The following is a 24172-nucleotide window of genomic DNA, read 5'->3' on the forward strand; positions in this document are numbered from 1 at the left end:
CATGCCATGCCCCGCACTCGCCGCGCCGTCGCCGCCGTCCGCCTCGCACTCCCCCTGTTCATGGTCGCGGGAGCGACGTCGGGATGCGCGGCCTCCGCGCAGGGGTCGGGGACTGACGACCGGCCGGTCGTGCTGACGACGTTCACCGTGCTCGCCGACGTCGCGCAGAACGTCGCCGGCGACCACCTGCGTGTGGAGTCGATCACCAAGGTCGGCGCGGAGATCCACGGGTACGAGCCGACGCCGCGCGATATCGCGAAGGCGTCCGAGGCCGACCTGATCCTGGACAACGGGCTCAACCTCGAGTCGTGGTTCGGGCAGTTCGTCGAGTCGGTGGACGTGCCGCACGTCGTCGTGTCCGACGGCGTGGAACCGCTGGACATCACGGAGGACGCCTACGCGGGCAAACCGAACCCGCACGCGTGGATGAGCCCGGTGAACGTCCAGCTCTACGTCGACAACATGGTCGACGCGTTCGCCGAGCTCGACCCGGCGCACGCCGACGACTACGCGGCCAACGGCGCCGAGTACCAGGCGAAGCTGCAGAAGGTGCAGGACGAGCTGGTCACCGGGCTGTCGGCCGTGCCCGAGAACCAGCGGGCGCTGGTGACCTGCGAGGGCGCGTTCTCCTACCTCGCTCGCGACGCCGGGCTGACCGAGCAGTACATCTGGCCCGTGAACGCCGAGCAGCAGGCCACCCCGCAGCAGATCACCTCGGCCATCGAGTTCGTCGAGGCCAACGACGTCCCCGCCGTGTTCTGCGAGTCGACGGTCTCCGACAAGCCCATGCAGCAGGTGGTCGAGGCGACCGGCGCGGCGTTCGGCGGCACCCTCTACGTCGACTCCCTCTCCGCGGCCGACGGGCCGGTGCCGACCTACCTCGACCTGATCCGCTACGACGCCACGACGATCGTCGACGCGCTCACCGGGAGCGCGTCGTGAGCCCCGCCATCCAGGTGACCGACGTCGTCGTCCGCTACGGCGAGGTGGTGGCCCTGGACGGCGTGTCCCTCAGCGTCGCCCCCGGCCGGGTGACCGGGCTCGTCGGGATGAACGGGTCGGGCAAGTCGACGCTGTTCAAGTCGATCATGGGTACGGTCCGCCCCGACACCGGGACCGTCCTGATCGACGGCGCCGCCCCGGTCGCGGCCCGCAAGCAGGGTCTGGTCGGGTACGTGCCGCAGAGCGAGGACGTCGACTGGGCCTTCCCCGTCTCCGTCCGGGACGTCGTCATGATGGGCCGCTACGGCCGCCAGGGCCTGACCCGGAGGGCCCGGCACGCCGACCATGCCGCCGTCGCCGAGGCCCTGGAGCGGGTCGAGCTCACCGGCTACGCCGACCGGCAGATCGGGCAGCTCTCGGGCGGGCAGCGGAAGCGCGCGTTCGTCGCCCGCGGCATCGCGCAGGACGCCCGGATCCTCCTGCTGGACGAGCCCTTCGCCGGTGTCGACAAACGCTCGGAGGCCACCATCGTGCGGCTGCTCAGAGAGCTGGCCGACGACGGCCGGACCGTCCTGGTCTCCACCCACGACCTGCACGCCCTCCCCCGGCTCGCGGACGAGGCGGTGCTCCTGCTGCACCGGGTCCTGTTCCACGGCGGGGTCGCGGAGGCGCTGCGACCGGACAACCTGGCCCGAGCGTTCGGGCTGGACGTGCTCGACAGAGCCTTCGACAGGGAGGGATCCGCATGAGCCTCCTCGACCTCCTGCTGGAGCCGCTGCAGTTCGACTTCATGGTCCGCGCCCTCGTGACGACGGTCATCGCCGCCGTCGTCTGCGCGCTGCTGTCGTGCTGGCTCGTGCTGGTCGGCTGGTCGCTGATGGGCGACGCCGTCTCCCACGCCGTCCTGCCCGGGGTGGTGATCGCCTACGTGCTCGGTGCGCCGTTCGCGCTCGGGGCGCTCGTGTTCGGGTTCCTCGCCGTCGCCCTCATCGGCGCGATCCGCGGCACGAGCCGGATCAAGGAGGACGCCGCCATCGGGATCGTGTTCACCACCCTCTTCGCGCTCGGCCTCGTCCTCATCTCCGTCACGCCGAGCAACACGGACCTGAACCACATCATCTTCGGCAACATCCTCGGCGTCTCCAACCCCGACCTCGTCCAGATCGCGATCCTGGCCACGATCGCCTTCGTGATCCTGGTCCTCAAGCGCCGCGACCTGACGCTGTACGCGTTCGACCCCATGCACGCCCACGCGATCGGGCTCTCGCCCCGGTTCCTCGGGGCCCTGCTGCTCGGGCTGCTCGCGCTGACGGCCGTCGTCGCCCTCCAGGTGGTCGGTGTGATCCTGGTCGTGGCGATGCTGATCATCCCCGGCGCCACCGCGCACCTGCTCACCGACCGGTTCGGACGCATGCTCGTGATCGCGCCCGTGCTGTCGGCGGCCTGCTCGGTGGTGGGCATCTACCTCAGCTACTGGCTCGACGCCGCCTCGGGCGGGCTCGTCGTCCTCGTGCAGGGCGCCGCGTTCCTGCTGGTCTACCTGTTCAGCCCGCGCCACGGTCTGATCGGCAAGCTGCCAGCGGCCCGACGGCGGATCGCCGTCGCGAGCTGAGCGTCGGGAGCTGAACGACGCGGTGCCGATCGCTTCTCGCCGTGGCCGAGTAGTATCACTATTGATATCGTCGCGACATGGGGAAGCTGAACAGGATCGTCGAGGCAATGCGCACCAGCCCGGCCTGGGTCCGGTACGCGGACCTGTTCAAGGTTTGCGAGCACTACTTCGGCGAGGCGCGCCAGAGCGGGTCCTCGCATGCCGTCTTCAGGACGCCCTGGCACGGCGACCCGCGCGTCAACATTCAGAACGATCACGGCAAGGCGAAGGCTTATCAGGTGCGGCAGGTCCTCGCCGCGATCGCCAAGCTTGAAGAGGCACAGGACACCGCCGAAATGGCCACCGACACAGAGCAAGGCAAGGAGAAGAAGCCGTGACCGCTGACCACTACACCTATCGCGTCCAGTTCTCGGCCGCTGACGACGAGTACGTCGCCACCGTGGCCGAGTTCGCGTCCCTGTCGTGGCTCGACAGCAGCCCCGCCGGCGCACTCCTGGGACTCATGCAGGTCGTCACCGACGTTGTCGAGGACCTCCGCACCTCAGGCGAACCCGTACCCGAGCCGCTGGCGGACCGTGAGTATTCCGGCAAGTTCATGGTCCGCATACCGCCTGAGGCTCACCGCCGCCTCGCCATCGAAGCGGCTGAGCAGCACGTTTCGCTGAACCGCCTCATCGCCGACCGCCTCGCGGTCGCGTGACGAGGGGCTGACGGTCGGTTCGACGCGGTCTGCCAGGCCACAGACGCGCGGCCTGGCGGACCGCACCCTCACCGACCCGTGAAGACCGGTGTCTCCCGGTTCAGGAACGAGGCGACGGCGGCGACGTGATCGCTCGTCGCGCCGCACGCGATCTGACCGAGCGCCTCGGCCTCGAGCGCCTCGTCAAGGCTGAGGCCTGGCGCTTGCCCGATCAGGCGCTTGCTCTGCGCGAACGCGGCGGTCGGCCCGGCGGCGAGCTGCCGGGCGAGGTCGACGGCCCTGGGCAGCACGTCCTCGGCCGGGACCGTCTCGCCCGAGATGCCCCAGCTGATGGCCTCCTCGGCGGTGAAGGTGCGCCCGAACAGCATCAGCTCCTTCGCCCGGGCGTCCCCTACCGCGCGCGGCAGCGTGACCGACAGGCCCGTGTCGAAGGTCAGCCCGATCCCGGCGAAGGCGGTGGCCAGCTTGACGCCGTCCGCGAAGACCCGGTGGTCGCACGCCAGCGCGAGGCCGAGCCCCGCGCCGACACAGGTGCCGCCCACCGCCGCGATCACCGGCTTGGGCATGGTCAGCAGGTTCCGGACGACGGGCATGTAGTGCTCGCGGACCGTCGCGAACGCCGACTCCGCGCCGCCCTCCAGCGCTCTCGCGTGCTCGCCGAGGTCCTGCCCCAGGCAGAACGCCCTGGCCGACCCCGTGAGCACCACCGCACGCACCCGCTCGTCCGCGGCGATGTCCGCCACAGCGTCGCGCAGCACCGCCTTGGCCGCGGCAGTCAGCGCGTTGCGGTGCTCGGGGTCGTCCAGCGTGATCGTCGCTACCGCGTCCCTGCGGTCGACGACGACGGGGGTGTCGGTCATAACGGCTCCTCCAGATTGCGTTACCAGGCGTAGAAACCCTTGCCGGCCTTGCGTCCCAGCTCGCCGGCCGCGACCTTGTCCCGGAGCACCCGCGGTGGTGCGAACCGCGGCCCCAGCTCGCGCTCGAGGTGCTCGGCGATGTGCAGCCGCACGTCGAGCCCGACGATATCGGTGGTGCGCAGCGGGCCCACCGGGTGCCGATAGCCCAGCGTCATCGCCGTGTCGATGTCGGCGGCGTCGGCCACGCCCTCCTCCAGCATGCGCATCGCCTCCAGCGCGATCGCCACCCCGAGCCGGCTGCTCGCGAAGCCCGGCGAGTCCCTGACCGTGATGGCTGTCTTGCCCAGGCCCGCGACCCAGCCCCTGGCCGACTCGACCAGGTCGGGCGCGGTCCGCCGTCCGACCACCACCTCGACCAGGGCGCTCACCGGGACCGGATTGAAGAAGTGCAGGCCGATCAGGCGGGACGGGTCGGGCAGTGCGTCAGCCAGGGCGTCGATCGACAGGGAGCTCGTGTTGCTGCCGATCATCGCGCCGGGCGCCACGGCGGCGATCCGCCGCAGGACGTCGTGCTTGAGGTCGACCAGCTCGGGCACCGCCTCGACGACGAGCGAGCAGCCGGCGAGGGCTGCGGCGTCGGTCACCACCTCGAACGTGCCGGTGACCCGCACTCCCTTGGCCTCCGCCTTGGCGAGACTCGCCTCTATCCGCTCGTGCGCCGCCCGGGCCGACGTCGGATCGTTCTCGATCACGGTGACGGCCGCTCCGACGACCGCGAAGGCATGCGCGATCCCGGCGCCCATCCGCCCGCCGCCGTACACGCCGACGGACTTCGGCACAGGCTCCGGTACGACGTCGGCGGTCACGACTTCCCCTTCCGGCGGTCGAGGAACGCCGTCATCCGGTCCGTCTTGTCCTGGGTCTCGAACAGCACCGCCTGCGCGATGTCGTCGACCAGCGGGTGCGCGTCGCGCGGCGCGTCCAGGACGGACTTGGTGAGCCGCACGGCGAGCGGCGCCTGGGCGGTGATGCGGTCGGCGAGCCGGTGCCCGGCCGGTTCGAGGTCGCCGGCGTCGACCACCTCGTTGAGCAGGCGCACCGCGAGCGCCTCCTGGGCGTCGAGCACCCGGCCGGCCAGCAGCACCTCCTTGGCCAGGGGTTCGCCGACGAGCTCCTTGAGCCGCCAGGCGGCGCCGGCCGCCGCGAGGATCCCGAGGCCCGGCTCGGGGTTGCCGATCTTCGTCGCGGGCGTGCCGATCCGGAAGTCGCACGCGTACGCGAGCTCCGCGCCGCCCCCGAGCGCGTACCCGTCCACCAGCGCGATGACCGGCATGGGCAGCTTCCGGACCCGCTCGAAGACGCCGGAGTTGATGCCGGCGAGCGCGTCGTCCCGCCGTCGTTCGCGCAGCTGGGCGATGTCCGCCCCCGCGGCGAAGGTGCCGCCCGTACCGATCAGGAGTGCGACGCGCGGCGCGGCCTCCAGCGCGGCGCACGCGGCGTGCAGGGCCTCGACCATCGCCCGGTCGATGGCGTTGCGGACCTCGGGCCGGTTCAGCCGCAGGACCACCCGGTCGTCGTGCTCCTCAACAACGAGGGGCGCCGTCATGCGTCGAAGCCCGTCATGCGCCGAAGCCTGTTCATGCGTCGAAGTCCACGGTGACCTCGTCGCTGACCGGGTACGTCTGGCAGGTCAGCACGAACCCGGCGGCGACCTCCTCCGGTTCGAGCGCGTAGTTGCGCACCATGTCGACCTCGCCCGCGCAGACCTTCGCGCGGCAGGTGCCGCAGACCCCGCCCTTGCACGCGAAGGGCAGGTCGGCGCGGACCTCCTGCGCGGCGTCGAGGAGCCGTTTGTCCTGCGACATCGCGCTGGTCGTCGACCGGCCGTCGAGGATCACCGTCACCTCGCTCGTCGCGCCGTCCACCACCCGGTCCGGATGCCGCAGCTCAGGCGGGGGCTCGTCGACCCAGAAGAGCTCGAAGTGCACCCGCTCGTCCGGGACGCCGAACTCCGCCAGCACCGCTCGCGCGTCGGTGAGCATGCCGAACGGCCCGCAGAGCCAGACGTGGTCCATGTCGCCGACCGGCACGACGAGGGTGAGCAGGTCGCGCAGCCGGTCGCCGTCGAGCCGGCCCGAGAACAGCTCGACGTCGCGCGGCTCCCTGGACAGCACGTGGACCAGGTCGAGCCGGTTGTGGTGGGCGTCCTTGAGGTCCGCGAGCTCCTCGGCGAACATCACGGAGCTGGTGGTGCGGTTGCCGTAGAGCAGCGTCACCCGGGAGTCCGGGTTGCCGAGCACCGTCGACATGATCGAGAGCATCGGCGTGATGCCCGAACCCGCGGCTATGCACAGGTGCCGCCCGCCCTGCGCCGGGTCGGCCCGGAAGCCGCCGCTCGGCGGCAGCACCTCCACCCGGTCGCCGGGGCGCACGTCCCGCACCAGCCAGGTCGAGAACAGACCGTCGGGCACCTCGCGGACGCCGATCCGGGGCGCGCTGCCCGCGGGCGCGCAGATCGAGTAGCTGCGGCGCTGCTCGACGCCGGCGACGGTGCGTCGCAGCGTGAGCGACTGGCCGGCGGCGAAGTCGAACACGTCCCGCAGCTCGGCGGGCAGGTCGAAGGTGACGGCGGCCGCGTCGTCGGTGAGCTGCTCGACGTCGGTCACGGTGAGCGTGTGGAACGTGGCTGCCACGTCAGATCTCCTTCACGTGCTCGAACGGCTCCAGGCAGGCCTGGCAGCGGTACAGCGCCTTGCAGGCGGTGGAGCCGAACTCCGAGCCGACGACGACGTCGCCGGACCCGCACCGCGGGCAGCGGACGGCGCGCCGCGTGGGCGTGAGCCGCAGCGGCACCGGTCCGGACCGCCGCGGGGCGGGCCCGGGCGGCGAGATCCCGGCAGCCGCGAGCGCCGCCCGTCCCGCGGGTGTGATCCAGTCGGTGGTCCAGGCGGGTTCGAGGACCACCCGCACGCGCGCGTCGGCGAAGCCCGCGGCGCGCAGCTCGCGCACGAGGTCGTCGCGCATCGCGGCCATGGCGGGGCACCCGGAGTAGGTGGGCGTGATCGCGGCGACGACGGCGCCGTCCGCGCCGAGGGTGACATCGCGCAGGACCCCGAGGTCGGCCAGCGTGAGCATCGGCAGCTCCGGGTCGACGACGACGGAGGCGGCGGCGCGTGCCCGTTCGAGGACGGGGTCCTGGGCGCTGTCCGGGGCGAGCACCGAGGCGTGGCGGAGCGCGGCGGTCACCACTGCCCCCTGGGGTGTGCGCGGGCTACGACCTGCATCTCGGCAAGCAGCTCGCCGAGCGCCTCGGTGTGGTGTCCGTCGCGGCCCTTGTGCGTCTGGGTCTCGGCAAGCGAAGGCACAGCGAGCGGGGAGAGTTCCGGCCGGTCGACGCCGCTCGCCGCAAACACCTGGTCGAGCACCGCCTCGACGTCGGCGGCGACATCCGCCGGGTCGACGCCGACGCCGGAGCGCGCGGCGGCCCGCTCGACGTCGTGCGTCTCGAAGAGCTCGGACCAGTACGGCCAGAGCTCATCGAGCCCCGCGAGCAGCCGCCGTCGTGACTCGATGGTGCCGCGGGCCAGGGTGAGGAACCAGCGGCCGGCGAAGTCCCGGTGGTAGGTGAGCTCCTTGACGGCCTTGACGGCCACGGCGGCGAGCACGGCGTCGCGGCTCGGGGTCAGCCGGTCAGACAGCCGGTCCAGGAGCGCCAGGCGCCACGAGGAGAACAGCAGGATCCGGACGACCGTCTGCGCGAAGTCGCCGTTGGGGACCTCCGCGAGCCGGACGTTGCGGAACTGCCGGGCGTCCCGGAAGAACGCCAGCCGGTCCTCGTCGGGGACCGGTGAGCCGTCGGGCAGCGTGGGTACCTGCGAACCGTCGGCGGCCGCCGCCCGGGCGAGCAGCAGCCGCGCCTGGCCGAGCAGGTCGAGCGCGATGTTCGAGAGCGCGATGTCCTCCTCGAGGTCCGGCGCGTTGCTGCACCACTCCGCGATGCGCTGGGACAGCACCAGGGCGTCGTCGCCGAGCATCAGGCAGTAGGTCGCCAGCGTCGCCGGGTCCACGCCGTCGGGCACGGTGGTGTCCACACCGGCGAGCGGGTCCTCGAAGTCGGTCCCGAACGCCCAGTGGGCGTCGTTGACGAGCAGCCCCGAGTAGGCGTTGTCGTGGTCGTCGGGCTCGTGCGTCCGGACGTCAGGCATGTCGTGCTCTCCCTACATGTGCGGGACGTCGGCGGGGATCTCGTAGAACGTCGGGTGCCGGTAGACCTTGTCCCCGCTGGGCGCGAAGAGCGGGTCCTTCTCGTCCGGGCTGGACGCCGTGATGGCGGACGAACGGACCACCCAGATGCTCACGCCCTCGTTGCGGCGCGTGTAGACGTCGCGGGCGTGGCGCAGCGCGAGCTGGTCGTCCGGCGCGTGCAGCGACCCGACGTGCACGTGGTTGAGGCCGCGCTTGCCGCGCACGAACACCTCGTAGAGCGGCCACTCGCCGCTGACCTGGCTGCTCATGCCGTCACCTTCTCGTCAGTGCTGCTCTCGTTGCCTGCGAAGGCGAGCGCCGCCTCGCGGACCCAGGCGCCGTCGTCCCAGGCCTTCTTGCGATGCGCAACGCGCTGGGCGTTGCACGGCCCGTTCCCCTTGACGACATCCCAGAACTCGGCCCAGTCCGGCTGCCCGAAGTCGTGCGCGCCGCGCTCCTCGTTCCAGACGAGGTCGGGGTCGGGCAGGGTCACCCCGAGCGCCTTCGCCTGCGGCACGGTCATGTCGACGAAGCGCTGGCGCAGCTCGTCGTTGGTGTGCGTCTTGACACCCCACGCCATGGACTGCGCGGTGTTGGGCGAGGCGTCGTCCGGCGGGCCGAACATCATCAGCGAGGGCCACCAGAACCGGTCGACCGACTCCTGGACCATGGCGCGCTGCTCGTGTGTGCCGCGCATCATCGTCGTCAGCAGCTCGTAGCCCTGCCGCTGATGGAAGGACTCCTCCTTGCAGATGCGGATCATGGCCCGGCCGTAGGGGCCGAACGAGGTGCGGCACAGGGGCACCTGGTTACAGATGGCGGCGCCGTCCACCAGCCAGCCGATGGTGCCCATGTCCGCGTACGAGAGCGTCGGGTAGTTGAAGATCGAGGAGTACTTCTGCCTGCCGCTGATCAGCATCTCGGTGAGCTCCTGGCGCGAGACGCCGAGCGTCTCCGCCGCCGAGTAGAGGTAGAGGCCGTGCCCCGCCTCGTCCTGCACCTTGGCCAGCAGGATCGCCTTGCGCCGCAGCGACGGCGCGCGGCCGATCCAGCCGCCCTCCGGCTGCATGCCGATGATCTCGGAGTGGGCGTGCTGGGCGACCTGCCGCACGAGCGTCCTGCGGTAGGCGTCGGGCATCCAGTCGCGGGGCTCGATGCGGTCCTTGCGGTTGATCACGGCCTCGAAGCGCGCCTCGAGCTCTGGCTCGGCGGCTACCGGCATGGGCACCTCCAGGGCGCGGCTGGAACTATTTACTGACCGATCGTTCTGTACTAGATTGACACAGCCGCGGCGGGTTGCACAACGGCCCGGGGCTGACCGAAACCGATCACTGCCGATCGGCCGATCCGAGGGGATGCGCACAGTGAGCACAGAGCCGGTGAGCACACAGACGGTGACCACACAGCTGGAGAGCTATGTCGCGGGCCACTGGTTCCGCGGGACGGACGCCGGCGAACCGGTGCTGGACGCCGTCACCGGGCAGGAGGTCACCCGCGTCTCGAGCCACGGCCTCGACTTCGCGGCGCTGGTCGCCCACGCCCGCGACGTCGGCGGCCCCGCCGTCCGGCGGCTGACGTTCCACGAGCGGGCGACGCTCCTCAAGGAGCTCGCCCTGCACCTGAGCGGGTTCAAGGACGACTTCTACGCACTCTCGCTCCGCACCGGCGCCACCCGGCGCGACTCGATGGTCGACATCGACGGCGGCATCGGCACGATGTTCAGCTTCGCGAGCAAGGGCAAGCGCGAGCTCCCGAACGACACCGTGGTGCTCGACGGCGCCCTCGAACCGCTCGGCAAGGGCGGCACCTTCGTGGGCCAGCACCTGTACACCTCGCGCCCCGGCGTCGCCGTCCAGATCAACGCCTTCAACTTCCCCGTCTGGGGCATGCTCGAGAAGCTCGCGCCCGCGTTCCTCGCGGGCCTGCCCAGCATCGTCAAGCCCGGCAGCCAGACGGCGTACGTCACCGAGGCCGTGGTCCGGCAGATCATCGCCTCCGGCATCCTGCCCGAGGGCAGCCTGCAGCTGGTCTGCGGCAGCGCGGGCACGCTGCTGGACGAGCTCGGTGAGCAGGACGCCGTCGCGTTCACCGGCTCCGCGCACACCGCCGCGATCCTGCGCGAGCACCCGGCCGTGCTGCACCGCGGCGTCCGCCTCGGCGTCGAGGCCGACTCGCTGAACTGCTCGATCCTCGGCCCCGACGTGACGGTGGAGGACCCGGAGTTCGACCTGTTCGTCAAGGGTGTCGTCACCGAGATGACCGTCAAGGCCGGCCAGAAGTGCACAGCCATCCGGCGCGTCATCGTCCCGGAGGCGCTCGCGGACGCCGTCGTCGAGGCGATCAGCGCCCGCCTGGCCAGGATCACGGTCGGCGACCCCGCCGACGAGAGCGTCCGGATGGGCGCCCTCGCGAGCCTCGGGCAGCGCGACGAGGTGCGCAAGGCCATCGAGGCGCTGCGCACCTCGGCCGACATCGTGTACGGCGACCCGGCGCACGTCGACGTCGTAGGGGCCGACGCCGAACGCGGCGCCTTCCTCTCCCCCGTCCTGCTCCGGGCACATCCCGGCGCGGCCGAGCCGCACGACGTGGAGCCGTTCGGACCGGTCGCCACGGTGCTCACCTTCAGAACCGTCGAGGAGGCGGTGGACCTGGCCGCCCGCGGCCGCGGCAGCCTGGTGGCGTCGCTCGCCACCCACGACCCACAGGTCGCCCGGGAGGTGGCCCGCGGGCTCGCGCCCTGGCACGGCCGGCTGCTTATCCTCGACCGCGACGACGCCGCCGAGTCGACAGGCCACGGCAGCCCGCTGCCGATGCTCGTGCACGGCGGCCCGGGCCGCGCCGGTGGCGGCGAGGAGCTGGGCGGGGTCCGCGCCGTCCTGCACCACATGCAGCGCACGGCGATCCAGGGCTCCCCCGACATGCTCACCGCGGTCACGGGCCGGTGGACCACGGGTTCACGACGCGTGCTCGACGGCGTGCACCCGTTCCGCAAGTCGTTGGCGGAGCTGCGCATCGGCGACACCATAGAGACGGCGACGCGGACGGTCACGCTCGACGACATCAACCACTTCGCGGAGTTCACCGGCGACACGTTCTACGCGCACACGGACCCGGAGGCCGCGGCGGCGAACCCGTTCTTCGGCGGCCTCGTCGCGCACGGCTACCTCGTGGTGTCCCTGGCCGCGGGCCTGTTCGTGGACCCGGCACCGGGTCCGGTGCTGGCCAACTTCGGCGTCGACAGCCTGCGGTTCCTCACCCCCGTCAAGGTGGACGACACCATCCGGGTGAGCCTGACCGTCAAGCAGATGACGCCGCGCAGCTCCGCCGACTACGGCGAGGTGCGCTGGGACGCGACGGTCACCAACCAGGACGGCGAGCTGGTGGCGACGTACGACGTGCTGACGCTGGTCGCGAAGACGGCCCACCGGAGCGACCGCTGACGGCCGGGAAGCCACCCCAACACACTGCAGGCCATCGTCGGCGTGTCCCGTGCAGCATGTTGGGGTCGCTTCCATTGCCACCCACCCGGCCTCCAGCAGGGCGGAAGGCTGGTCTCTCGTCTGGGACGATGACGTCATGACCACAGACGCGACGGCGGCAGACTCGATGTCGACGGACGCGGCGGCGACGGGCACAGCGACGGGCACAGCGACGGGCACAGCGGCGACGGGCACGGCGGCGGGCACGCCCGCCCGACGTCCGCGCGGGCGTCCGGGGCACGACCGCGAGGCGGTGCTCCGAACGGCGATCGCGCTCTTCAACCAGCGCGGGTACGACGCGACGTCGATCAGCGACCTGGCCGCCGAGCTGGACGTCACCAAGTCGGCGGTCTACCACCACTTCGTCAGCAAGGAGGCGCTGCTCGCGGCGGCCCTCGACGAGGCGCTGGAGGGACTGAGCGAGGCGGTCGAGGTCGCGGCGGTCGCGACGGACGGCGAGCCCAGCTCCGTGCGCCTGCGGACCACCGTCGAGGCGGCCGTGCGCATCCTCGCCGACAACCTGCCCGCCGTCACGCTGCTGCTGCGCGTCCGGGGCAACAGCGACCTGGAGCGGTCGGCGATGGAACGACGCAGGCACATCGACGAACGCCTCGCCGTGCTCGTCCGGCAGTCCGCCGCGGAGGGCGACCTGCGCGGCGACGTCGACCCCGAGGTCATCAGCCGGCTCATCTTCGGCATGGTCAACTCCCTCGCCGACTGGTACCGGCCCGGCGGTCCGCTCGATGCCGACGCGCTCGCCGGCACGATCTCCAGCGTGCTCTTCGAGGGCCTGGGTCCGGCGCGGGGCGGCGTCGTACGGTGACGGCATGACCAGCGACCAAAGCACCGGTGACCGTCTGACCAGTAGCGGGGCGGCTAGCGACGGTGGCACCAGCGGCCGCGTGACCAGTAGCGAGACAGAGGATGACAGCGCAGCGAGCGACATGGCGGTGAGCGACCGGGCGCCGAAGCCATGGACGATCACGCTGGGCGCGCTCGACGAGAAGCTGGGTATCCGTGTGCTGGAGCAGTCGGCGCGGCGGGTGGTGGCCACCATGCCGGTGGCGGGCAACACCCAGTCGCTGGGTCGCCTGCACGGCGGCGCGACGGCGGCATTCGCTGAGGCGCTGGGATCCTGGTGCGCACTGATCCACGCGAGCGCGCTGGGCAAGGTGTGCGCAGGCGTGGACCTGAACATCACGCATCACCGGGGCGCGACGGACGGGATCCTGACCGGCACGGCGATGCCGGTTCACCTCGGCCGAACGACCACGTCGCACGAGATCGTCGTGACAGACGATCAGGGCCGGCGCATCTGCACGGCTCGCATCACGAACCAGCTGATCGAGCCACGCTGACGCCGTTCGGGTTGTACTGCCGACGGATCTGAGCTCGTCGTCAGCCGCCTGCCAGGTCCGGCCCATCCGACCGGCCGGTCAGGCGGCTGGTCAGGCTGGTGAACTAGCAGGCCAGGCGGAACTGCCGGGTGAGGTGGTCTGGTGGGCTCGGTGGGCTTGGCAGCGGGATCGGGCCGGTCGGGTCACGCCAGGTTCGGCCGGCCGGTCGGTCGGCTTCGATGGGTAGCGTCGGCTCGGTGGTCGGGTCGGTGTCGCGTGGTGGTGGGGCTTCGATGGGTTCGGGGAGGCGGATGCGGTGTCCGCGGGCGTCGGTGAAGGCCCACCCGGTCTCCAGCAGGGTGTTTGCTGTGTTGTCGGCCGGGGGCTTGCCGGTCCAGTGCATGGTGATGCCCTTGGAGTCGACGAGCTGATGGTGGTACCAGCACAGCAGGGCACTGTTGGTCACCGACGTGCCTCCACCATCGGCCCAGTGGGTGATCGCGTGGTGGACCTCGCACCGGGAGGGTGGTTGGTCACATCCGGGCCAGACGCAGTGCTGGTCCCTCGCGATGACGGCGCGTCGCATCTGTCCTGTCACGGTGCGTTGGGCGCGTCCGACGTCCAGGACGGCGCCGTCGGGTCCGAACACGATCCGGGTCACCGCACTGTGACACGCCAGGCGGCGCACCAACGCGCGTGGGGCACGCCCTCCGGTCTCGGTGAACACGGGACCACCAGACGTCAGCAATCCGGCCACTGCCGTCGGACTGGCTGTGTCGGTGCCTGCGGTACCCGCTGTGCCTGCGGCACCCGTTGCACTCGTTGCGTCTGGTCGGGTCGTGGAGCCGGGTCGGGTCTGCCCGCAGGACAGGCACAGGCCGTCGCGGGTGCGGGTGACCTGGGTGACGAACTCGTTCCAGGACACCGTCACGTTCAGGTGCGGGGCGATCGCTGCCCCTGGGGAGGCCTGGTTCGTGTCCAGCACCACCCGGGCGATGTCGGCGAGGCCTTGTGCGCGGCGCTGGGTCGTGGTCCGGGTGTCTTCGGCTGAGGGTGCGCCGATCATCGCGTTGATCGCGGTGGTGAGCTGCAGACCGTGCTCGTCGGTGAGGAACCCGGCCACGTGGTACCCGCCGAACGTCTTGGCCAGGTCGAAGAACTCACCGCGGGCTGCCTTGTCGTCATCAATGTCGTCGGTGTCCGGGTCGGTCACGGTCGCGAACCGGCGCGCGACCGTGCGGAACTGGTCCGCGTTCAACACACCCGCCTCACGCAGCACGATGCCCTCACCCGTGACCAGGGTCCCCTCGGTGACCGCGGTCTCCAGGACCTGGGTGACCAGCTCCCGGGCCCGTGCCCCGTCCGGGTCGTCTGCGGGGTCGGGGAAGTCGACCGGGACGCTCTGCACGAACTGTTCCGGGGTGGTGGTGTGCCCGGTACGGGTATCGATCAACCACGCCAACGCATCCGTACGCGTCTCGCTCGTGGGCGCGACCTCCGTCATCACGCGGGCGTGGTCCACACCGAGGGTTCCGGCGACCAGGCGCTCCCGGGTGGCGGGCAGCGCCGTCGCGAGACGCCGCGCGATCGTCATGTCCTTACCGGCCGTGCGCGCGGAGATCCCTTCACGCAGGCGCAGCCAGGACGTGAACGTACGCGTCATGCCACCCGAGCGCCAGGAACCCTCGTCCTCGATCCGGGGCAGCAGGGTGTACCGGACACCGTCCAGACGGCCGGTCAGCCGACGGATCCGCGTGTGCGCTTCGACCAGGCGGCCGATGCTCGGGGCGTCCCAGCCGGTCAGGGTCTCCGGGCTGGTCTGGGTGGTCAGCTCATCGACCGTCTTCTCCAGCAGGGCCAGCACGTCCTCGATCGAGGCCGCAGCAGGAGGCGGGTCACCAGCGGGACCGCTGTTCGTCGTCTGCTCCATCATGCCCACCCCCTGACTATCTCTAGTTCTCACTCTCTCAGTGCATCTATCATCTCGAACGCTCGTGCTATTCGCGCGCCGGAACTCAAATCTGTGGATAACTCTTCAGAGCACCAGGTGGACGCCTCTTCGGACCTCCGCGGACCATCCCGGCGCGCTATGGAAACCAGCAACCCACGCCGACCACACCGCCGAGCACCACAGCTCAGGGGCACAGCTCAGCGGCACGCCGTCAGAGCCGCACGATCGCCGCGGCAGGGTTCTCGATGGCGTCGGCGACGGAACGCATGAAGCCCGCCGCGGTCCCGCCGTCGCAGACCCGGTGGTCGAAGACGAAGGACATCTGCGTGATCTTGCGCGCCACGATCTCGCCGTCGACCACCCACGGGCGGTCGATGATGCGGCCGAGGCCCAGCATCGCGACCTGCGGGTGGTTGATGATCGCCGCGCTGCCGTCGACACGGAACCCGCCGTAGTTGTTCAGCGTGAACGTCCCCGCCGTGAGCTCCTCGGTGGTCGCCTTGCCGATACGGGCGCGTGCGACGAGGTCGCGGAGGGCCACGTCGAGCTCGGTGGTGGTCATCGAGCCGGCGTCGAGCACTGCCGGGACGACCAGCCCGTGCTGCCCCTGGACGGCGACGCCGAGGTTGATGACGCCGGGCAGGACGATCTCGTCGCGCTCCACGTCGAGCCGGGAGTTGAGCACCGGGTACTCCTTGAGCCCGGCGACGACGAACCGCGCGACGTAGGCGAGCAGGCCTGGCCCCGGGTCGTCGGGAGTGCGGGCGGCCTCGCGCAGGCTCCAGAGCGCGGTCGCGTCGACGTCGACCCAGACCGTCGCCTCGGGGATCTCCGCACGGCTCCGCGACAGCACCTTGGCCGCCGTCTTCTGGAAGCCGCTGAGCGGGATCCGCTGCTCACCGCTGGCGGGAGTGCTCGACAGGACGGCGGAAGAAGCCCTCGGCCCGACGGCGGCCGAGGCGTGCGCCGGGGCCTTCACCGAATTCGCGACACCAGCCACGGCAGGTGCCGACACCGGCCCCTGCCGCGCCTGCTCGATGGCCGTCCACACATCGGACCTGGTGACGACCCCGCCGGCTCCGGACGGCGCGATCGCGCGCAGGTCCAGCCCCGCCTCGCGGGCGAGCCGCCGGACGATCGGCGAGATCACCTTCACCGGGCCACCACCCGAAGTCGCAGCGGCACCGGGCGCCGCAGTGAGGTCGGGCGTCGTCGACCGGCCAGCCCGTGGTCGGCGCCGTCGACCCGAACCTGGATGCGCAGAGGTCCCGTACCCGATGAGCACGTTGCCGGAGCCCGCCCGTTCCTCCTCGCGGTAGGTCTCGGCGGCCACCCCGTCGGCGGTCTCGGCGCCGTCCATCCCTCCCGGCACAGCCGCCGCCACAGCCGCCACGGCGACAGCGATCGTGATCAGCGGCCTGCCCACCTCGACGAGCTCCCCCTCCGCGGCGTGCAGCACCTCGACCCGGCCCGCGTACGGGCTGGGCACCTCGACGACGGACTTGGCCGTCTCGACCTCCACCACTGGCTGGTCCACCGTGACGACGTCACCTGCCGCGACCAGCCACTGCACCACGGAGGCCTCGGTCAGCCCCTCGCCGAGGTCGGGCAGCAGGAAGGTCTGCTCGGTCGCGGTGGTGGTCATGCGTCCTCCCACTGGAGGTCGTCGACGGCGTCGAGGATCCGGTCGACCGACGGCAGCTGCAGGTGCTCGAGCTTGGGCGGCGGGTACGGGATGTCGAACCCGGTCACGCGCCGCACCGGCGCCGACAGCGAGTGGAAGCAGCGTTCGCTCACTCGGGCGGCGATCTCGGACGCGACGCTCGCGAAACCCGTGGCCTCGGCGACGACGACGGCGCGTCCCGTCGACTCGACGGCCGCGCAGACCGTGGCGTCGTCGAACGGCACTATCGAGCGCAGGTCGACGACCTGCAGGCTGCGGCCCTCGCGCGCGGCCTCCTCGGCGGCCTCGAGGGCGATCGGCACGGCAGGCCCGTACGCGATGAGGGTCGCGTCGGTGCCCTGCCGCCGGACCACCGCCGTGCCGATGCCCGGCTCGCGGTCGCCGCCCAGAGCGACGTCGCCCTTCGCCCAGTAGAGCTTCTTCGGCTCGAGGAAGACCACCGGGTCCGGCGAGGCGATCGCCTCGCGCAGCAGCGAGTAGGCGTCCGGGGGGTTCGACGGCGCGACGACGTGCAGGCCCGGCGTGTGCGCGTAGTACGCCTCCGACGAGTCGCAGTGGTGCTCGACCCCGCCGATGCCGCCCGCGTACGGGACCCGGATGACCAGCGGCAGCTCGACGCGGCCCCGCGTGCGGTTCCGCATCTTGGCGATGTGGCTCACGACCTGCTCGAACGCGGGATAGGCGAAGGCGTCGAACTGCATCTCGATCACGGGACGCATGCCGTTCATGGCCAGGCCGACGGCGAAACCCGCGATGCCGGCCTCCGCGAGCGGGGTGTCGAAGCAGCGGTCCTCGCCGAATGTCGCGGTGAGGCCGTCGGTGACCCGGAACACGCCGCCGAGCGGGCCGACGTCCTCGCCGAGCACCAGCACCGAAGGGTCCTCGGTCATCGCGTCGTGCAGCGCCCGGTTGATCGCCTGCGCGGTGCTGAGCGTCTCGTGGGCGACGGCGGTGGTGGTCATCGGTGGGCCTCCGGTTCGGTTCGGCTCGACGTGTCCCGGAGCAGCTCGTCGTGCACGACCGCGAGCTGCTCCGCCAGCTGCGGCGTCGGCCGCGAGTAGACGAAGCGGAACAGGTCGTCGGGGTCCGGCTCGACGTCCCGGTTCATGCCGTCCCGGGTGCGCCGGGCGACCTCCTCGGCGGCCTCGGTGAAGGCTGCGGCGCGGGCGTCGTCGAGGATGCCCTCGGCGCGGAGGTAGGCGTCGAGCCGCACCAGCGGGTCCTTGGCCGCCCAGGCGGTGACCTCGTCGTCGGCGCGGTAGCGGGTGGCGTCGTCGGCGTTGGTGTGGGCCTGGATCCGGTACGTGCGCCCCTCGACGAGCTGAGGCCCCTCCCCTGCCCGCGCCCGCTCGACCGCCCCGGACAGGACGTCGAGGAGGGCAGCGAGATCGTTGCCGTCCACCTGCTCCCCGGGGATGCCGTAGCCCACACCCTTGTGCGCCAGCGACGGGGCGACCGACTGCCTGGCCAGCGGCACCGAGATCGCGTACTGGTTGTTCTGGACGAAGAAGACGACGGGCGCGTGGAAGACGGCGGCGAAGTTCAGCGCCTCGTGGAAGTCACCCTCGCTCGTGGCGCCGTCGCCGCACATCGCCAGCACGACGGTGCGCTCCCCGCGCAGCCGGGCCGCGTGCGCCACCCCGACAGCGTGCGGGAGCTGGGTGGCGAGCGGCGTCGTCAGGGGCCCGACGCGCAGCTCGTAGGGGTCGTACCCCGAGTGCCAGTCGCCCTTGAGCAGGCCGAGCACCTCGACCGGGTCGCCTCCTCGCGCGACGACGGCGGCGGTGTCGCGGTAGGTCGGGAAGAGCCAGTCCTCGCGATCGAGCACCTGCGCGGCGGCGACCTGGCACGCCTCCTGGCCGTGGGAGGAGGGATAGACCGCGAGACGTCCCTGCCGGACGAGCGCACTGGCCTGGTCGTTGAACCGACGGGCGGCGACCATGCCCGCGAAGCCCCGGAGCAGCTCGTCGGCCGCGGGCAGGTGCGCGGCGCCGGCGGGCGTCGGACGGCCGTCCGGACCGAGCAGCATGACCGGCGTCTTCGACGGCAACATGCGCTCCACGTCACTTGTCATAGATATATACTCGTCAAGGTTCTATTCGGAATCCATCAACGGCGAGGATCCGAGAAACCGTCCAGCAATGCGCAGGTAATGCGATCCAAATGTCCAGCGGCGAAGGGGCTGAGGGCGTGGCTGCGAGACAAGTGGCACCAGGCCTCGACGACGTCGATCAACGCATCGTCGACGAGCTTCGTCACGACGGCCGGATGTCCATGCGATCGCTGGCCGAGAAGCTGCACATCTCGCGGGCCAACGCGTACGCGCGGGTGCAGCGGCTGGAGTCCAGCGGAGTCATCCGCGGGTACAGCGCGGACATCGACCCGGTGCTCGCCGGGCTCGGCACGTCGGCCTACGTCACGGTCAACCTGGAGCAGGCGGAGTGGCGTTCGGTCCGCGAGGAGCTGCGCACCCTGCGCGGCGTCGACCACATCGGGCTGGTCGGCGGGGAGTTCGACCTCGTCCTGCTGGTCCGCGCCCGGGACAACGCCGACCTGCGGCACCTGATCCTGGACCAGATCCAGGGCATGAAGGGCATCCTGAACACGCACACGCTGCTGGTCTTCGAGGAGCCGATCCCCGCGGGCCCGTCCCCGGTCGCCGCACCCCCAGACCCACGACACCGTTGAGTGCTGGGTATTCGCCCCCTCAGGTCCTTCTTGAGGGCGAATACCCAGCACTCAACGGGTGCGGGGCTTACTGGTCCGGGGCCTCCTGGAGGGCGCGGACCTCGATGCGGGACTGGAGGGCGGCGGAGGCCTTCTCGGCCCAGCCGAGCGCGGTCTCCTCGTCGGCGACGTCGATGATCCAGAAGCCACCCACGTACTCCGGCGCTTCCACGAACGGACCAGGGACGCGCTCCACGTCGCCACCCGAGGCGTTGACGGTGATCGCCGTCGACGGCGGCTGCAGGCCGCCCGCTGTGACGAGTGCCCCGGACTCGGTCAGCGCGGTGTTGAAGGCGCCGACGGCGGCGAACACCGCCTCCAGCTCGGCCGGATCCATCTCCTGCATCGACTCCATCGTCGGCTCCTCTGCGCTGTCGTGCGGGAGGGTCAGGAAGTACTGGGTCATGGGACTGCTCCGTTCTGTTCGGTCTGGCTGTGGGTCTGACTATCGCTCTGACTACTGGTGTTGCTGACGAGACGGGACGAGGAAACTCATCTGTCCTCGGACGCGTTCTCCTGGATCATCACCGCGGAAGCGTGGATGCAGACGATCCGGAGCGTCCCGGCGCCGGTGTTGGTGAAGCGGTGCCAGGTGTCGGCGGGTGCGACGGCGGTGTCGCCGGCCCGGGCCACGAACGTCCGGTCGCCGACGACGATGGTCGCCTCGCCCTCGAGCACCGACCAGGTCTCGTCGTAGGGGTGGCGGTGCAGGCCCGGACCCTGCCCGGGGTCCGACGTGACGAGGAAGAACGACACGTTCGACCCGTACCGGGCGCCCTCGAACCGGAGGGTGCGGCTCTCGCCGATGCGGATGTCGTCGGCGGGGATCGCCGCGGGGGCGGCGGCAGTGGCGGCGGCGGCTGCGGAGCTGTTCATGGTGGGTACTTCCTCTCGGTGAAGGCTGCGTCCTGATGAGCCCTACTCTCCGCCGCCCGCGCACCCACTGACTACGCTTTCGACGTGGATCGAAAGTTCGTCGAGTTCCGGCTCGGCTCCAGCGACATCTCAGCGGTGCGGTTCGGCATCTCCCCCGGTCATGAGCTCGTGCACGCCGTGCGCACCATCCTTCGCCCGCAGAGCGCGCCGCTGCACTGGGGCTGGTTCCGCAGCGTCCAGGCTGGCATTCAGGGCAGCGCCCAGGGCGGTGCACAGAGCAGCGGCAAGCCACCCACCGAAGCCTTTCGCCTGATGGCGGTCATCAGCGGCGTCGAGGGCTACATGCCCGACTTCCTCACCGCGACGCCGTCGGGCGACATGACTCCCGAGGAAGAGGCCGAACGGCTGCGTCAGGTCCCCGACGAACGGCTCCGGTTCGACCTGGAGAAGATGGTGCTTCGCTCGACCGGCGCCCGGCAGCAGGAGATCCGCGACCTGATCGCGGCACCGGACCACGCCCGGAGGGTGATCGTCGAGGCCTGGCAAGAGGTCTGGGACACGCTGCTCGCGCCTGTCTGGCCGCAGATGCTCCGCCTGCTGCGGGCCGACATCGGTGTCCGCGCACGCCGCAGCAGCGACGCCGGGCTCGCGGAGATGGCGAGCACCCTGCACTCCACGGTGACCTGGGCCGACGAGATAGTGCGCGTCCAGATGAGCCGGCACGAGGAGATCGTCGACTGCGGCGGCACCGGCCTGGTGCTCGTCCCGTCGGTCATGATGGCGACGCGCGGCTGCGCCGTGCTGACCGAGCGCCCCGCACAGCCGACGATCTTCTACCCGGCCCACGGGGTGTCCGAGACCTGGCACCGCGACGGCGCGGACGCCCTCGCCGCGCTCTCCGCCCTGCTCGGGCCGACCCGCGCCCGCCTCGTCCTCGAGCTCCAGCAGCCCCTGTCGACCTCCGAGTGCGCGGCACTGACCGAGCTCGCGGTGTCGACGGCGTCGCACCACCTCACCGTCCTGCGGGACGCCGGCCTGATCGACAGCCGCCGCAACGGCGTCCGCGTCCTGCACACCCGCACGCCGCTGGGCGAGGCGCTGGCGGGCATCGGCTGACCCCTGCCCCGGGCGTGTCCAGGGTCTGGGGCGACTGCGGTCCGGGCGCGTCCGCGGCTGGCCGCGTCGCACGCTTGGCACACTTTTTCTGGACAGCCCAGCCCGACATGAACAAGCCGGTCATCGCCGGTAACGTCGCACGGACGGCGCAACAGACCGAGCGGACCAGGAGGCGCACATCATGACCAATGTCGCTGACACGATCGTCGAGATCATCAAGGACGCCGGCGTGGAGCGGGTCTACGGCCTGCCCGGCGACTCGCTGAACGGCTTCACGGACGCGATCCGGACCAGCGACGGCGTCGCCTGGCAGCACGTGCGGCACGAGGAGGCGGCGGCCTTCGCGGCGGCCGCCGAGGCCGCGCTGACCGGAGAGCTCGCCGTCTGCGCAGGAAGCTGCGGGCCGGGCAACCTGCACCTGATCAACGGGCTCTTCGACGCCCACCGCAGCCGGGTACCGGTGCTCGCGATCGCGGCGCAGATCCCGGGCGCCGAGATCGGCAGCAACTACTTCCAGGAGACGCACCCGCAGGACCTGTTCCGCGAGTGCAGCGTCTACACCGAGCTGGTGAGCATGCCCGAGCAGCTGCCGCGCGTGCTCGAGATCGCCATGCGGACCGCCGTCGAGAAGCGGGGTGTCGCCGTCGTCGTCATCCCCGGTGAGATCTTCCTTGCCGAGAGCACCGGCCGCAGGAAGTCCGCGCCGATCCGGGCGGCGCAGAGCGTCGTCCGCCCGCGCGACGCCGAGCTGCGGCAGGCCGCCGAGATCCTGAACGCGGCCAAGAAGGTGACCATCCTGGGCGGCGCGGGCACCGAGGGCGCCCACGAGCGGGTGCTCGCGATCGCCGAGCGGCTCAAGGCCCCGGTGGTGCACGCGCTGCGCGGCAAGGAGTTCCTGGAGTACGACAACCCGTACGACGTCGGCATGACCGGCCTGCTGGGCTTCTCCTCGGGCTACCGCGCCATGGAGAGCTGCGACGCGCTCCTCATGCTCGGCACCGACTTCCCCTACCAGCAGTTCTACCCGGCCAAGGCGAAGATCGTGCAGGTCGACATCCGAGGCGAACAGCTCGGGCGGCGCACACCGGTCGACCTCGGGCTGGTGGGCGACGTGGGCGACACCATCGACGCGCTGCTGCCGCTGCTCGACGACCACACGAACCGCAAGCACCTCGACTCCGCGCTCAAGCACTACGCGAGGACGCGCAAGGACCTCGACGACCTCGCCGACAACGACCGCAACCGCGAGCCGATCCACCCGCAGTACGTCGCGCGCCTGGTGAGCGAGCTGGCCAGTGAGGACGCGGTGTTCATCCCCGACGTCGGCTCCCCCGTCGTCTGGGCGTCCCGGTACCTGACGATGAACGGCAGGCGCCGCCTGATCGGCTCGTTCAGCCACGGCACGATGGCGAACGCCGTGCCGCACGCCGTCGGCGCCCAGTCGGCGCTCCCGGGGCGGCAGGTGATCGCCCTGTCGGGGGACGGTGGTCTCTCGATGCTCCTCGGCGAACTGCTGACCGTCCGGCAGAACAAGCTGCCCGTGAAGATCGTGGTGTTCAACAACTCCTCGCTCAACTTCGTCGAGGTGGAGATGAAGGCAGCGGGCTTCGTGAACTTCGGCACGCAGCTCGACAACCCGAGCTTCGCCGACGTCGCCACCGCGATGGGCATCCACGGCCAGCGGGTCGAGCAGCCGGACGACCTCGAGGGCGCGCTGCGGGCCGCGTTCGAGCACGACGGGCCGGCGCTGGTCGACGTCGTCACCGCGCAGCAGGAGCTGTCGATCCCGCCCGCGATCACCGCCCAGCAGGTCAAGGGCTTCACGCTGTACGCGATCCGCACGATCCTGTCGGGGCGCGGCGACGAGCTGGTCGACCTGGCCGACACGAACGTGTTCCGGCGGCTGTTCGACTGATCGCGGCGGCCCGTCTCACCCCGCGCGGACAGTTCAGTGGTCGCCGTGCGACACCTCCGCCTCGCCCTCGGCGCTCATGCCCGAGTGCAGCGGCAGGAACGCGTGCAGGTGCCCGCGGTCCGCCTCGATGTGCTGCAGGTCGAGCTGGACCGCGGCCACCGCCCAGGCGTCCACCGCCCGCGTGCGCAGGTCGCCCGCGACGGCGTACAGCCGCGCCGAGTCCCGCCCGTCGCCGTCGGCACCTGCCGCCAGCACGAGGACGTCGAGCGTGTCGCCCAGCAGCCGGGTCGAGAGCATCAGCCCGTTGCGGACGATGTTGTGCTCGGACGATCCGGTCGGCAGCGCCTCCGTCTCCGCGGCTACCTCGTCGACGACGGCGCGCCACTCGTCCAGCTCCGCCGACGTCGGCGGCGCCGCCTCGTCCGACGTCGGCTCGCCCTCCGACCCGTCACGGGCCGGCAGAGTCTCGTACAGCCCGTCCATCACGGGTAGGAGCCGCTCCTGGGCGGAGACCGCGAGCTCGCCCGCCGCCGACAGGTTCTCGACGGCCCGCTCCGCCTCCGCGGCCTCCAGCTCCGCCACGCGGGCGGGGTCGACGTCGAACCCGCCCGCCGACGACGCCTCGCCCTCCCACGGGCGCAGCGCCATCAGCACCACCAGCAGCACCATCAGCAGGGCCACGGCGACAGCCGCCAGTACGGCTGCCACCACGGCTCCCCGGCCCAGCC

The 24172-nt window shown here is 71.3% G+C and carries 26 protein-coding genes; 11 read left to right on the top strand and 15 right to left on the bottom strand.

All coding sequences use genetic code 11. The features are described 5' to 3' along the window. The first annotated feature begins 6 nt into the window (after positions 1–6). The 5 genes from ACQEVI_RS27935 to ACQEVI_RS27955 all read left to right on the top strand — a co-directional run bounded on the left by ACQEVI_RS27935 (position 7) and on the right by ACQEVI_RS27955 (position 3254). The gene (locus ACQEVI_RS27935) at positions 7–942 is read left to right on the top strand and encodes a metal ABC transporter substrate-binding protein (protein WP_432906405.1); all 936 of its coding nucleotides are present in this window, start codon (positions 7–9) and stop codon (positions 940–942) included. Then, complete coding sequence (locus ACQEVI_RS27940; protein WP_432906408.1) at positions 939–1691, top strand: metal ABC transporter ATP-binding protein; 753 nt, start codon at positions 939–941, stop codon at positions 1689–1691. Before ACQEVI_RS27935 ends, ACQEVI_RS27940 begins: the two co-directional genes overlap by 4 nt. After that, positions 1688–2554: a metal ABC transporter permease gene (locus tag ACQEVI_RS27945; RefSeq protein ID WP_432906411.1), complete on the top strand. Its 867-nt coding sequence runs from the start codon at positions 1688–1690 to the stop codon at positions 2552–2554. Before ACQEVI_RS27940 ends, ACQEVI_RS27945 begins: the two co-directional genes overlap by 4 nt. Positions 2555–2631: 77 nt before the next feature. Beyond that, positions 2632–2931, top strand: a complete 300-nt coding sequence (locus tag ACQEVI_RS27950; protein WP_432906414.1) for a toxin HicA — start codon at positions 2632–2634, stop codon at positions 2929–2931. After that, entirely contained in the window at positions 2928–3254 is a 327-nt protein-coding gene (locus ACQEVI_RS27955) for a type II toxin-antitoxin system HicB family antitoxin (protein ID WP_432906417.1), read from the top strand. Before ACQEVI_RS27950 ends, ACQEVI_RS27955 begins: the two co-directional genes overlap by 4 nt. 68 nt (positions 3255–3322) lie before the next feature. Here ACQEVI_RS27955 and ACQEVI_RS27960 read toward each other — a convergent pair whose 3' ends face one another. From ACQEVI_RS27960 to paaA, 8 genes are read right to left on the bottom strand one after another with little or no spacing between them, the layout of a single operon-like run. Continuing rightward, positions 3323–4114, bottom strand: a complete 792-nt coding sequence (locus ACQEVI_RS27960; protein ID WP_432906420.1) for an enoyl-CoA hydratase/isomerase family protein — start codon at positions 4112–4114, stop codon at positions 3323–3325. A 20-nt stretch (positions 4115–4134) separates the two neighbouring features. After that, positions 4135–4917, bottom strand: coding sequence for a 3-hydroxyacyl-CoA dehydrogenase family protein (locus ACQEVI_RS27965; protein ID WP_432906478.1), 783 nt, complete (start codon positions 4915–4917; stop codon positions 4135–4137). Between the two features lie 59 nt (positions 4918–4976). Beyond that, the gene (locus tag ACQEVI_RS27970; protein WP_432906423.1) at positions 4977–5720 is read right to left on the bottom strand and encodes an enoyl-CoA hydratase/isomerase family protein; all 744 of its coding nucleotides are present in this window, start codon (positions 5718–5720) and stop codon (positions 4977–4979) included. 31 nt (positions 5721–5751) lie between these two features. Continuing rightward, the gene (paaE, locus tag ACQEVI_RS27975) at positions 5752–6807 is read right to left on the bottom strand and encodes a 1,2-phenylacetyl-CoA epoxidase subunit PaaE (RefSeq protein ID WP_432906425.1); all 1056 of its coding nucleotides are present in this window, start codon (positions 6805–6807) and stop codon (positions 5752–5754) included. Position 6808: 1 nt separating this feature from the next. Further along, entirely contained in the window at positions 6809–7363 is a 555-nt protein-coding gene (gene paaD / locus ACQEVI_RS27980; RefSeq protein WP_432906428.1) for a 1,2-phenylacetyl-CoA epoxidase subunit PaaD, read from the bottom strand. Next, positions 7357–8319: a 1,2-phenylacetyl-CoA epoxidase subunit PaaC gene (paaC, locus tag ACQEVI_RS27985; protein WP_432906431.1), complete on the bottom strand. Its 963-nt coding sequence runs from the start codon at positions 8317–8319 to the stop codon at positions 7357–7359. Before paaC ends, paaD begins: the two co-directional genes overlap by 7 nt. A gap of 12 nt (positions 8320–8331) precedes the next feature. Next, positions 8332–8628: a 1,2-phenylacetyl-CoA epoxidase subunit PaaB gene (gene paaB, locus ACQEVI_RS27990; protein WP_432906434.1), complete on the bottom strand. Its 297-nt coding sequence runs from the start codon at positions 8626–8628 to the stop codon at positions 8332–8334. Next, on the bottom strand, positions 8625–9581 hold the full coding sequence (gene paaA, locus ACQEVI_RS27995) for a 1,2-phenylacetyl-CoA epoxidase subunit PaaA (RefSeq protein WP_432906437.1): 957 nt from the start codon (positions 9579–9581) through the stop codon (positions 8625–8627). Before paaA ends, paaB begins: the two co-directional genes overlap by 4 nt. 133 nt (positions 9582–9714) lie before the next feature. Between paaA and paaZ the strand changes: the two genes are divergently transcribed. The 3 genes from paaZ (at position 9715) to ACQEVI_RS28010 (ending at position 13196) form a co-directional block, all read left to right on the top strand. Then, on the top strand, positions 9715–11799 hold the full coding sequence (paaZ, locus tag ACQEVI_RS28000; RefSeq protein WP_432906440.1) for a phenylacetic acid degradation bifunctional protein PaaZ: 2085 nt from the start codon (positions 9715–9717) through the stop codon (positions 11797–11799). Between the two features lie 136 nt (positions 11800–11935). Next, entirely contained in the window at positions 11936–12661 is a 726-nt protein-coding gene (locus ACQEVI_RS28005) for a TetR/AcrR family transcriptional regulator (RefSeq protein WP_432906442.1), read from the top strand. Between the two features lie 4 nt (positions 12662–12665). After that, a complete protein-coding gene (locus ACQEVI_RS28010) occupies positions 12666–13196 on the top strand; it encodes a PaaI family thioesterase (RefSeq protein WP_432906444.1) in 531 nt (176 codons plus the stop codon). A gap of 103 nt (positions 13197–13299) precedes the next feature. Here ACQEVI_RS28010 and ACQEVI_RS28015 read toward each other — a convergent pair whose 3' ends face one another. The 4 genes from ACQEVI_RS28015 to ACQEVI_RS28030 form a co-directional block, all read right to left on the bottom strand. After that, a complete protein-coding gene (locus ACQEVI_RS28015; RefSeq protein WP_432906447.1) occupies positions 13300–15108 on the bottom strand; it encodes a DUF222 domain-containing protein in 1809 nt (602 codons plus the stop codon). Positions 15109–15337: 229 nt separating this feature from the next. Continuing rightward, a complete protein-coding gene (locus ACQEVI_RS28020) occupies positions 15338–16771 on the bottom strand; it encodes a dihydrolipoamide acetyltransferase family protein (protein WP_432906449.1) in 1434 nt (477 codons plus the stop codon). Then, positions 16768–17772 (bottom strand): alpha-ketoacid dehydrogenase subunit beta, encoded by a 1005-nt coding sequence (locus ACQEVI_RS28025; RefSeq protein ID WP_432906452.1) that lies wholly within the window; start codon positions 17770–17772, stop codon positions 16768–16770. Before ACQEVI_RS28025 ends, ACQEVI_RS28020 begins: the two co-directional genes overlap by 4 nt. Then, the gene (locus ACQEVI_RS28030) at positions 17769–18884 is read right to left on the bottom strand and encodes a thiamine pyrophosphate-dependent dehydrogenase E1 component subunit alpha (protein WP_432906455.1); all 1116 of its coding nucleotides are present in this window, start codon (positions 18882–18884) and stop codon (positions 17769–17771) included. Before ACQEVI_RS28030 ends, ACQEVI_RS28025 begins: the two co-directional genes overlap by 4 nt. A gap of 116 nt (positions 18885–19000) precedes the next feature. Between ACQEVI_RS28030 and ACQEVI_RS28035 the strand changes: the two genes are divergently transcribed. Then, positions 19001–19498, top strand: a complete 498-nt coding sequence (locus tag ACQEVI_RS28035) for an Lrp/AsnC family transcriptional regulator (protein WP_432906458.1) — start codon at positions 19001–19003, stop codon at positions 19496–19498. Positions 19499–19565: 67 nt separating this feature from the next. Here ACQEVI_RS28035 and ACQEVI_RS28040 read toward each other — a convergent pair whose 3' ends face one another. After that, positions 19566–19943 (bottom strand): YciI family protein, encoded by a 378-nt coding sequence (locus ACQEVI_RS28040; protein WP_432906461.1) that lies wholly within the window; start codon positions 19941–19943, stop codon positions 19566–19568. 86 nt (positions 19944–20029) lie between these two features. Next, on the bottom strand, positions 20030–20413 hold the full coding sequence (locus ACQEVI_RS28045) for a cupin domain-containing protein (protein ID WP_432906463.1): 384 nt from the start codon (positions 20411–20413) through the stop codon (positions 20030–20032). A gap of 84 nt (positions 20414–20497) precedes the next feature. Between ACQEVI_RS28045 and ACQEVI_RS28050 the strand changes: the two genes are divergently transcribed. Both ACQEVI_RS28050 and poxB read left to right on the top strand, forming a co-directional pair. Then, positions 20498–21529, top strand: a complete 1032-nt coding sequence (locus ACQEVI_RS28050) for an ArsR/SmtB family transcription factor (protein ID WP_432893316.1) — start codon at positions 20498–20500, stop codon at positions 21527–21529. 181 nt (positions 21530–21710) lie between these two features. Further along, complete coding sequence (gene poxB, locus ACQEVI_RS28055; RefSeq protein WP_432893319.1) at positions 21711–23444, top strand: ubiquinone-dependent pyruvate dehydrogenase; 1734 nt, start codon at positions 21711–21713, stop codon at positions 23442–23444. Between the two features lie 33 nt (positions 23445–23477). Here poxB and ACQEVI_RS28060 read toward each other — a convergent pair whose 3' ends face one another. After that, positions 23478–24152 carry a hypothetical protein gene (locus ACQEVI_RS28060; protein WP_432893321.1) on the bottom strand — a complete coding sequence of 225 codons (675 nt, stop codon included), beginning with the start codon at positions 24150–24152 and terminating at the stop codon, positions 23478–23480. Positions 24153–24172 lie beyond the last annotated feature (20 nt).

The organism is Promicromonospora sp. CA-289599 (genome assembly GCF_050936155.1).
GTDB lineage: Bacteria > Actinomycetota > Actinomycetes > Actinomycetales > Cellulomonadaceae > Promicromonospora.

Bases quoted from the DNA above. Each gene is read 5' to 3' on its own strand.
- ACQEVI_RS27935 (WP_432906405.1), top strand. From the start codon at position 7: ATGCCCCGCACTCGCCGCGCCGTCGCCGCCGTCCGCCTCGCACTCCCC.
- ACQEVI_RS27950 (WP_432906414.1), top strand. From the start codon at position 2,632: ATGGGGAAGCTGAACAGGATCGTCGAGGCAATGCGCACCAGCCCGGCC.
- ACQEVI_RS28040 (WP_432906461.1), bottom strand. From the start codon at position 19,943: ATGACCCAGTACTTCCTGACCCTCCCGCACGACAGCGCAGAGGAGCCG.
- paaA (WP_432906437.1), bottom strand. From the start codon at position 9,581: ATGCCGGTAGCCGCCGAGCCAGAGCTCGAGGCGCGCTTCGAGGCCGTG.
- paaC (WP_432906431.1), bottom strand. From the start codon at position 8,319: ATGCCTGACGTCCGGACGCACGAGCCCGACGACCACGACAACGCCTAC.
- ACQEVI_RS28015 (WP_432906447.1), bottom strand. From the start codon at position 15,108: ATGATGGAGCAGACGACGAACAGCGGTCCCGCTGGTGACCCGCCTCCT.
- ACQEVI_RS27945 (WP_432906411.1), top strand. From the start codon at position 1,688: ATGAGCCTCCTCGACCTCCTGCTGGAGCCGCTGCAGTTCGACTTCATG.
- ACQEVI_RS28005 (WP_432906442.1), top strand. From the start codon at position 11,936: ATGACCACAGACGCGACGGCGGCAGACTCGATGTCGACGGACGCGGCG.
- ACQEVI_RS28020 (WP_432906449.1), bottom strand. From the start codon at position 16,771: ATGACCACCACCGCGACCGAGCAGACCTTCCTGCTGCCCGACCTCGGC.
- ACQEVI_RS27970 (WP_432906423.1), bottom strand. From the start codon at position 5,720: ATGACGGCGCCCCTCGTTGTTGAGGAGCACGACGACCGGGTGGTCCTG.
- ACQEVI_RS28045 (WP_432906463.1), bottom strand. From the start codon at position 20,413: ATGAACAGCTCCGCAGCCGCCGCCGCCACTGCCGCCGCCCCCGCGGCG.
- ACQEVI_RS27965 (WP_432906478.1), bottom strand. From the start codon at position 4,917: ATGGGCGCCGGGATCGCGCATGCCTTCGCGGTCGTCGGAGCGGCCGTC.
- ACQEVI_RS28010 (WP_432906444.1), top strand. From the start codon at position 12,666: ATGACCAGCGACCAAAGCACCGGTGACCGTCTGACCAGTAGCGGGGCG.
- poxB (WP_432893319.1), top strand. From the start codon at position 21,711: ATGACCAATGTCGCTGACACGATCGTCGAGATCATCAAGGACGCCGGC.
- paaB (WP_432906434.1), bottom strand. From the start codon at position 8,628: ATGAGCAGCCAGGTCAGCGGCGAGTGGCCGCTCTACGAGGTGTTCGTG.
- ACQEVI_RS28030 (WP_432906455.1), bottom strand. From the start codon at position 18,884: ATGACAAGTGACGTGGAGCGCATGTTGCCGTCGAAGACGCCGGTCATG.
- ACQEVI_RS28025 (WP_432906452.1), bottom strand. From the start codon at position 17,772: ATGACCACCACCGCCGTCGCCCACGAGACGCTCAGCACCGCGCAGGCG.
- ACQEVI_RS27960 (WP_432906420.1), bottom strand. From the start codon at position 4,114: ATGACCGACACCCCCGTCGTCGTCGACCGCAGGGACGCGGTAGCGACG.
- paaZ (WP_432906440.1), top strand. From the start codon at position 9,715: ATGCGCACAGTGAGCACAGAGCCGGTGAGCACACAGACGGTGACCACA.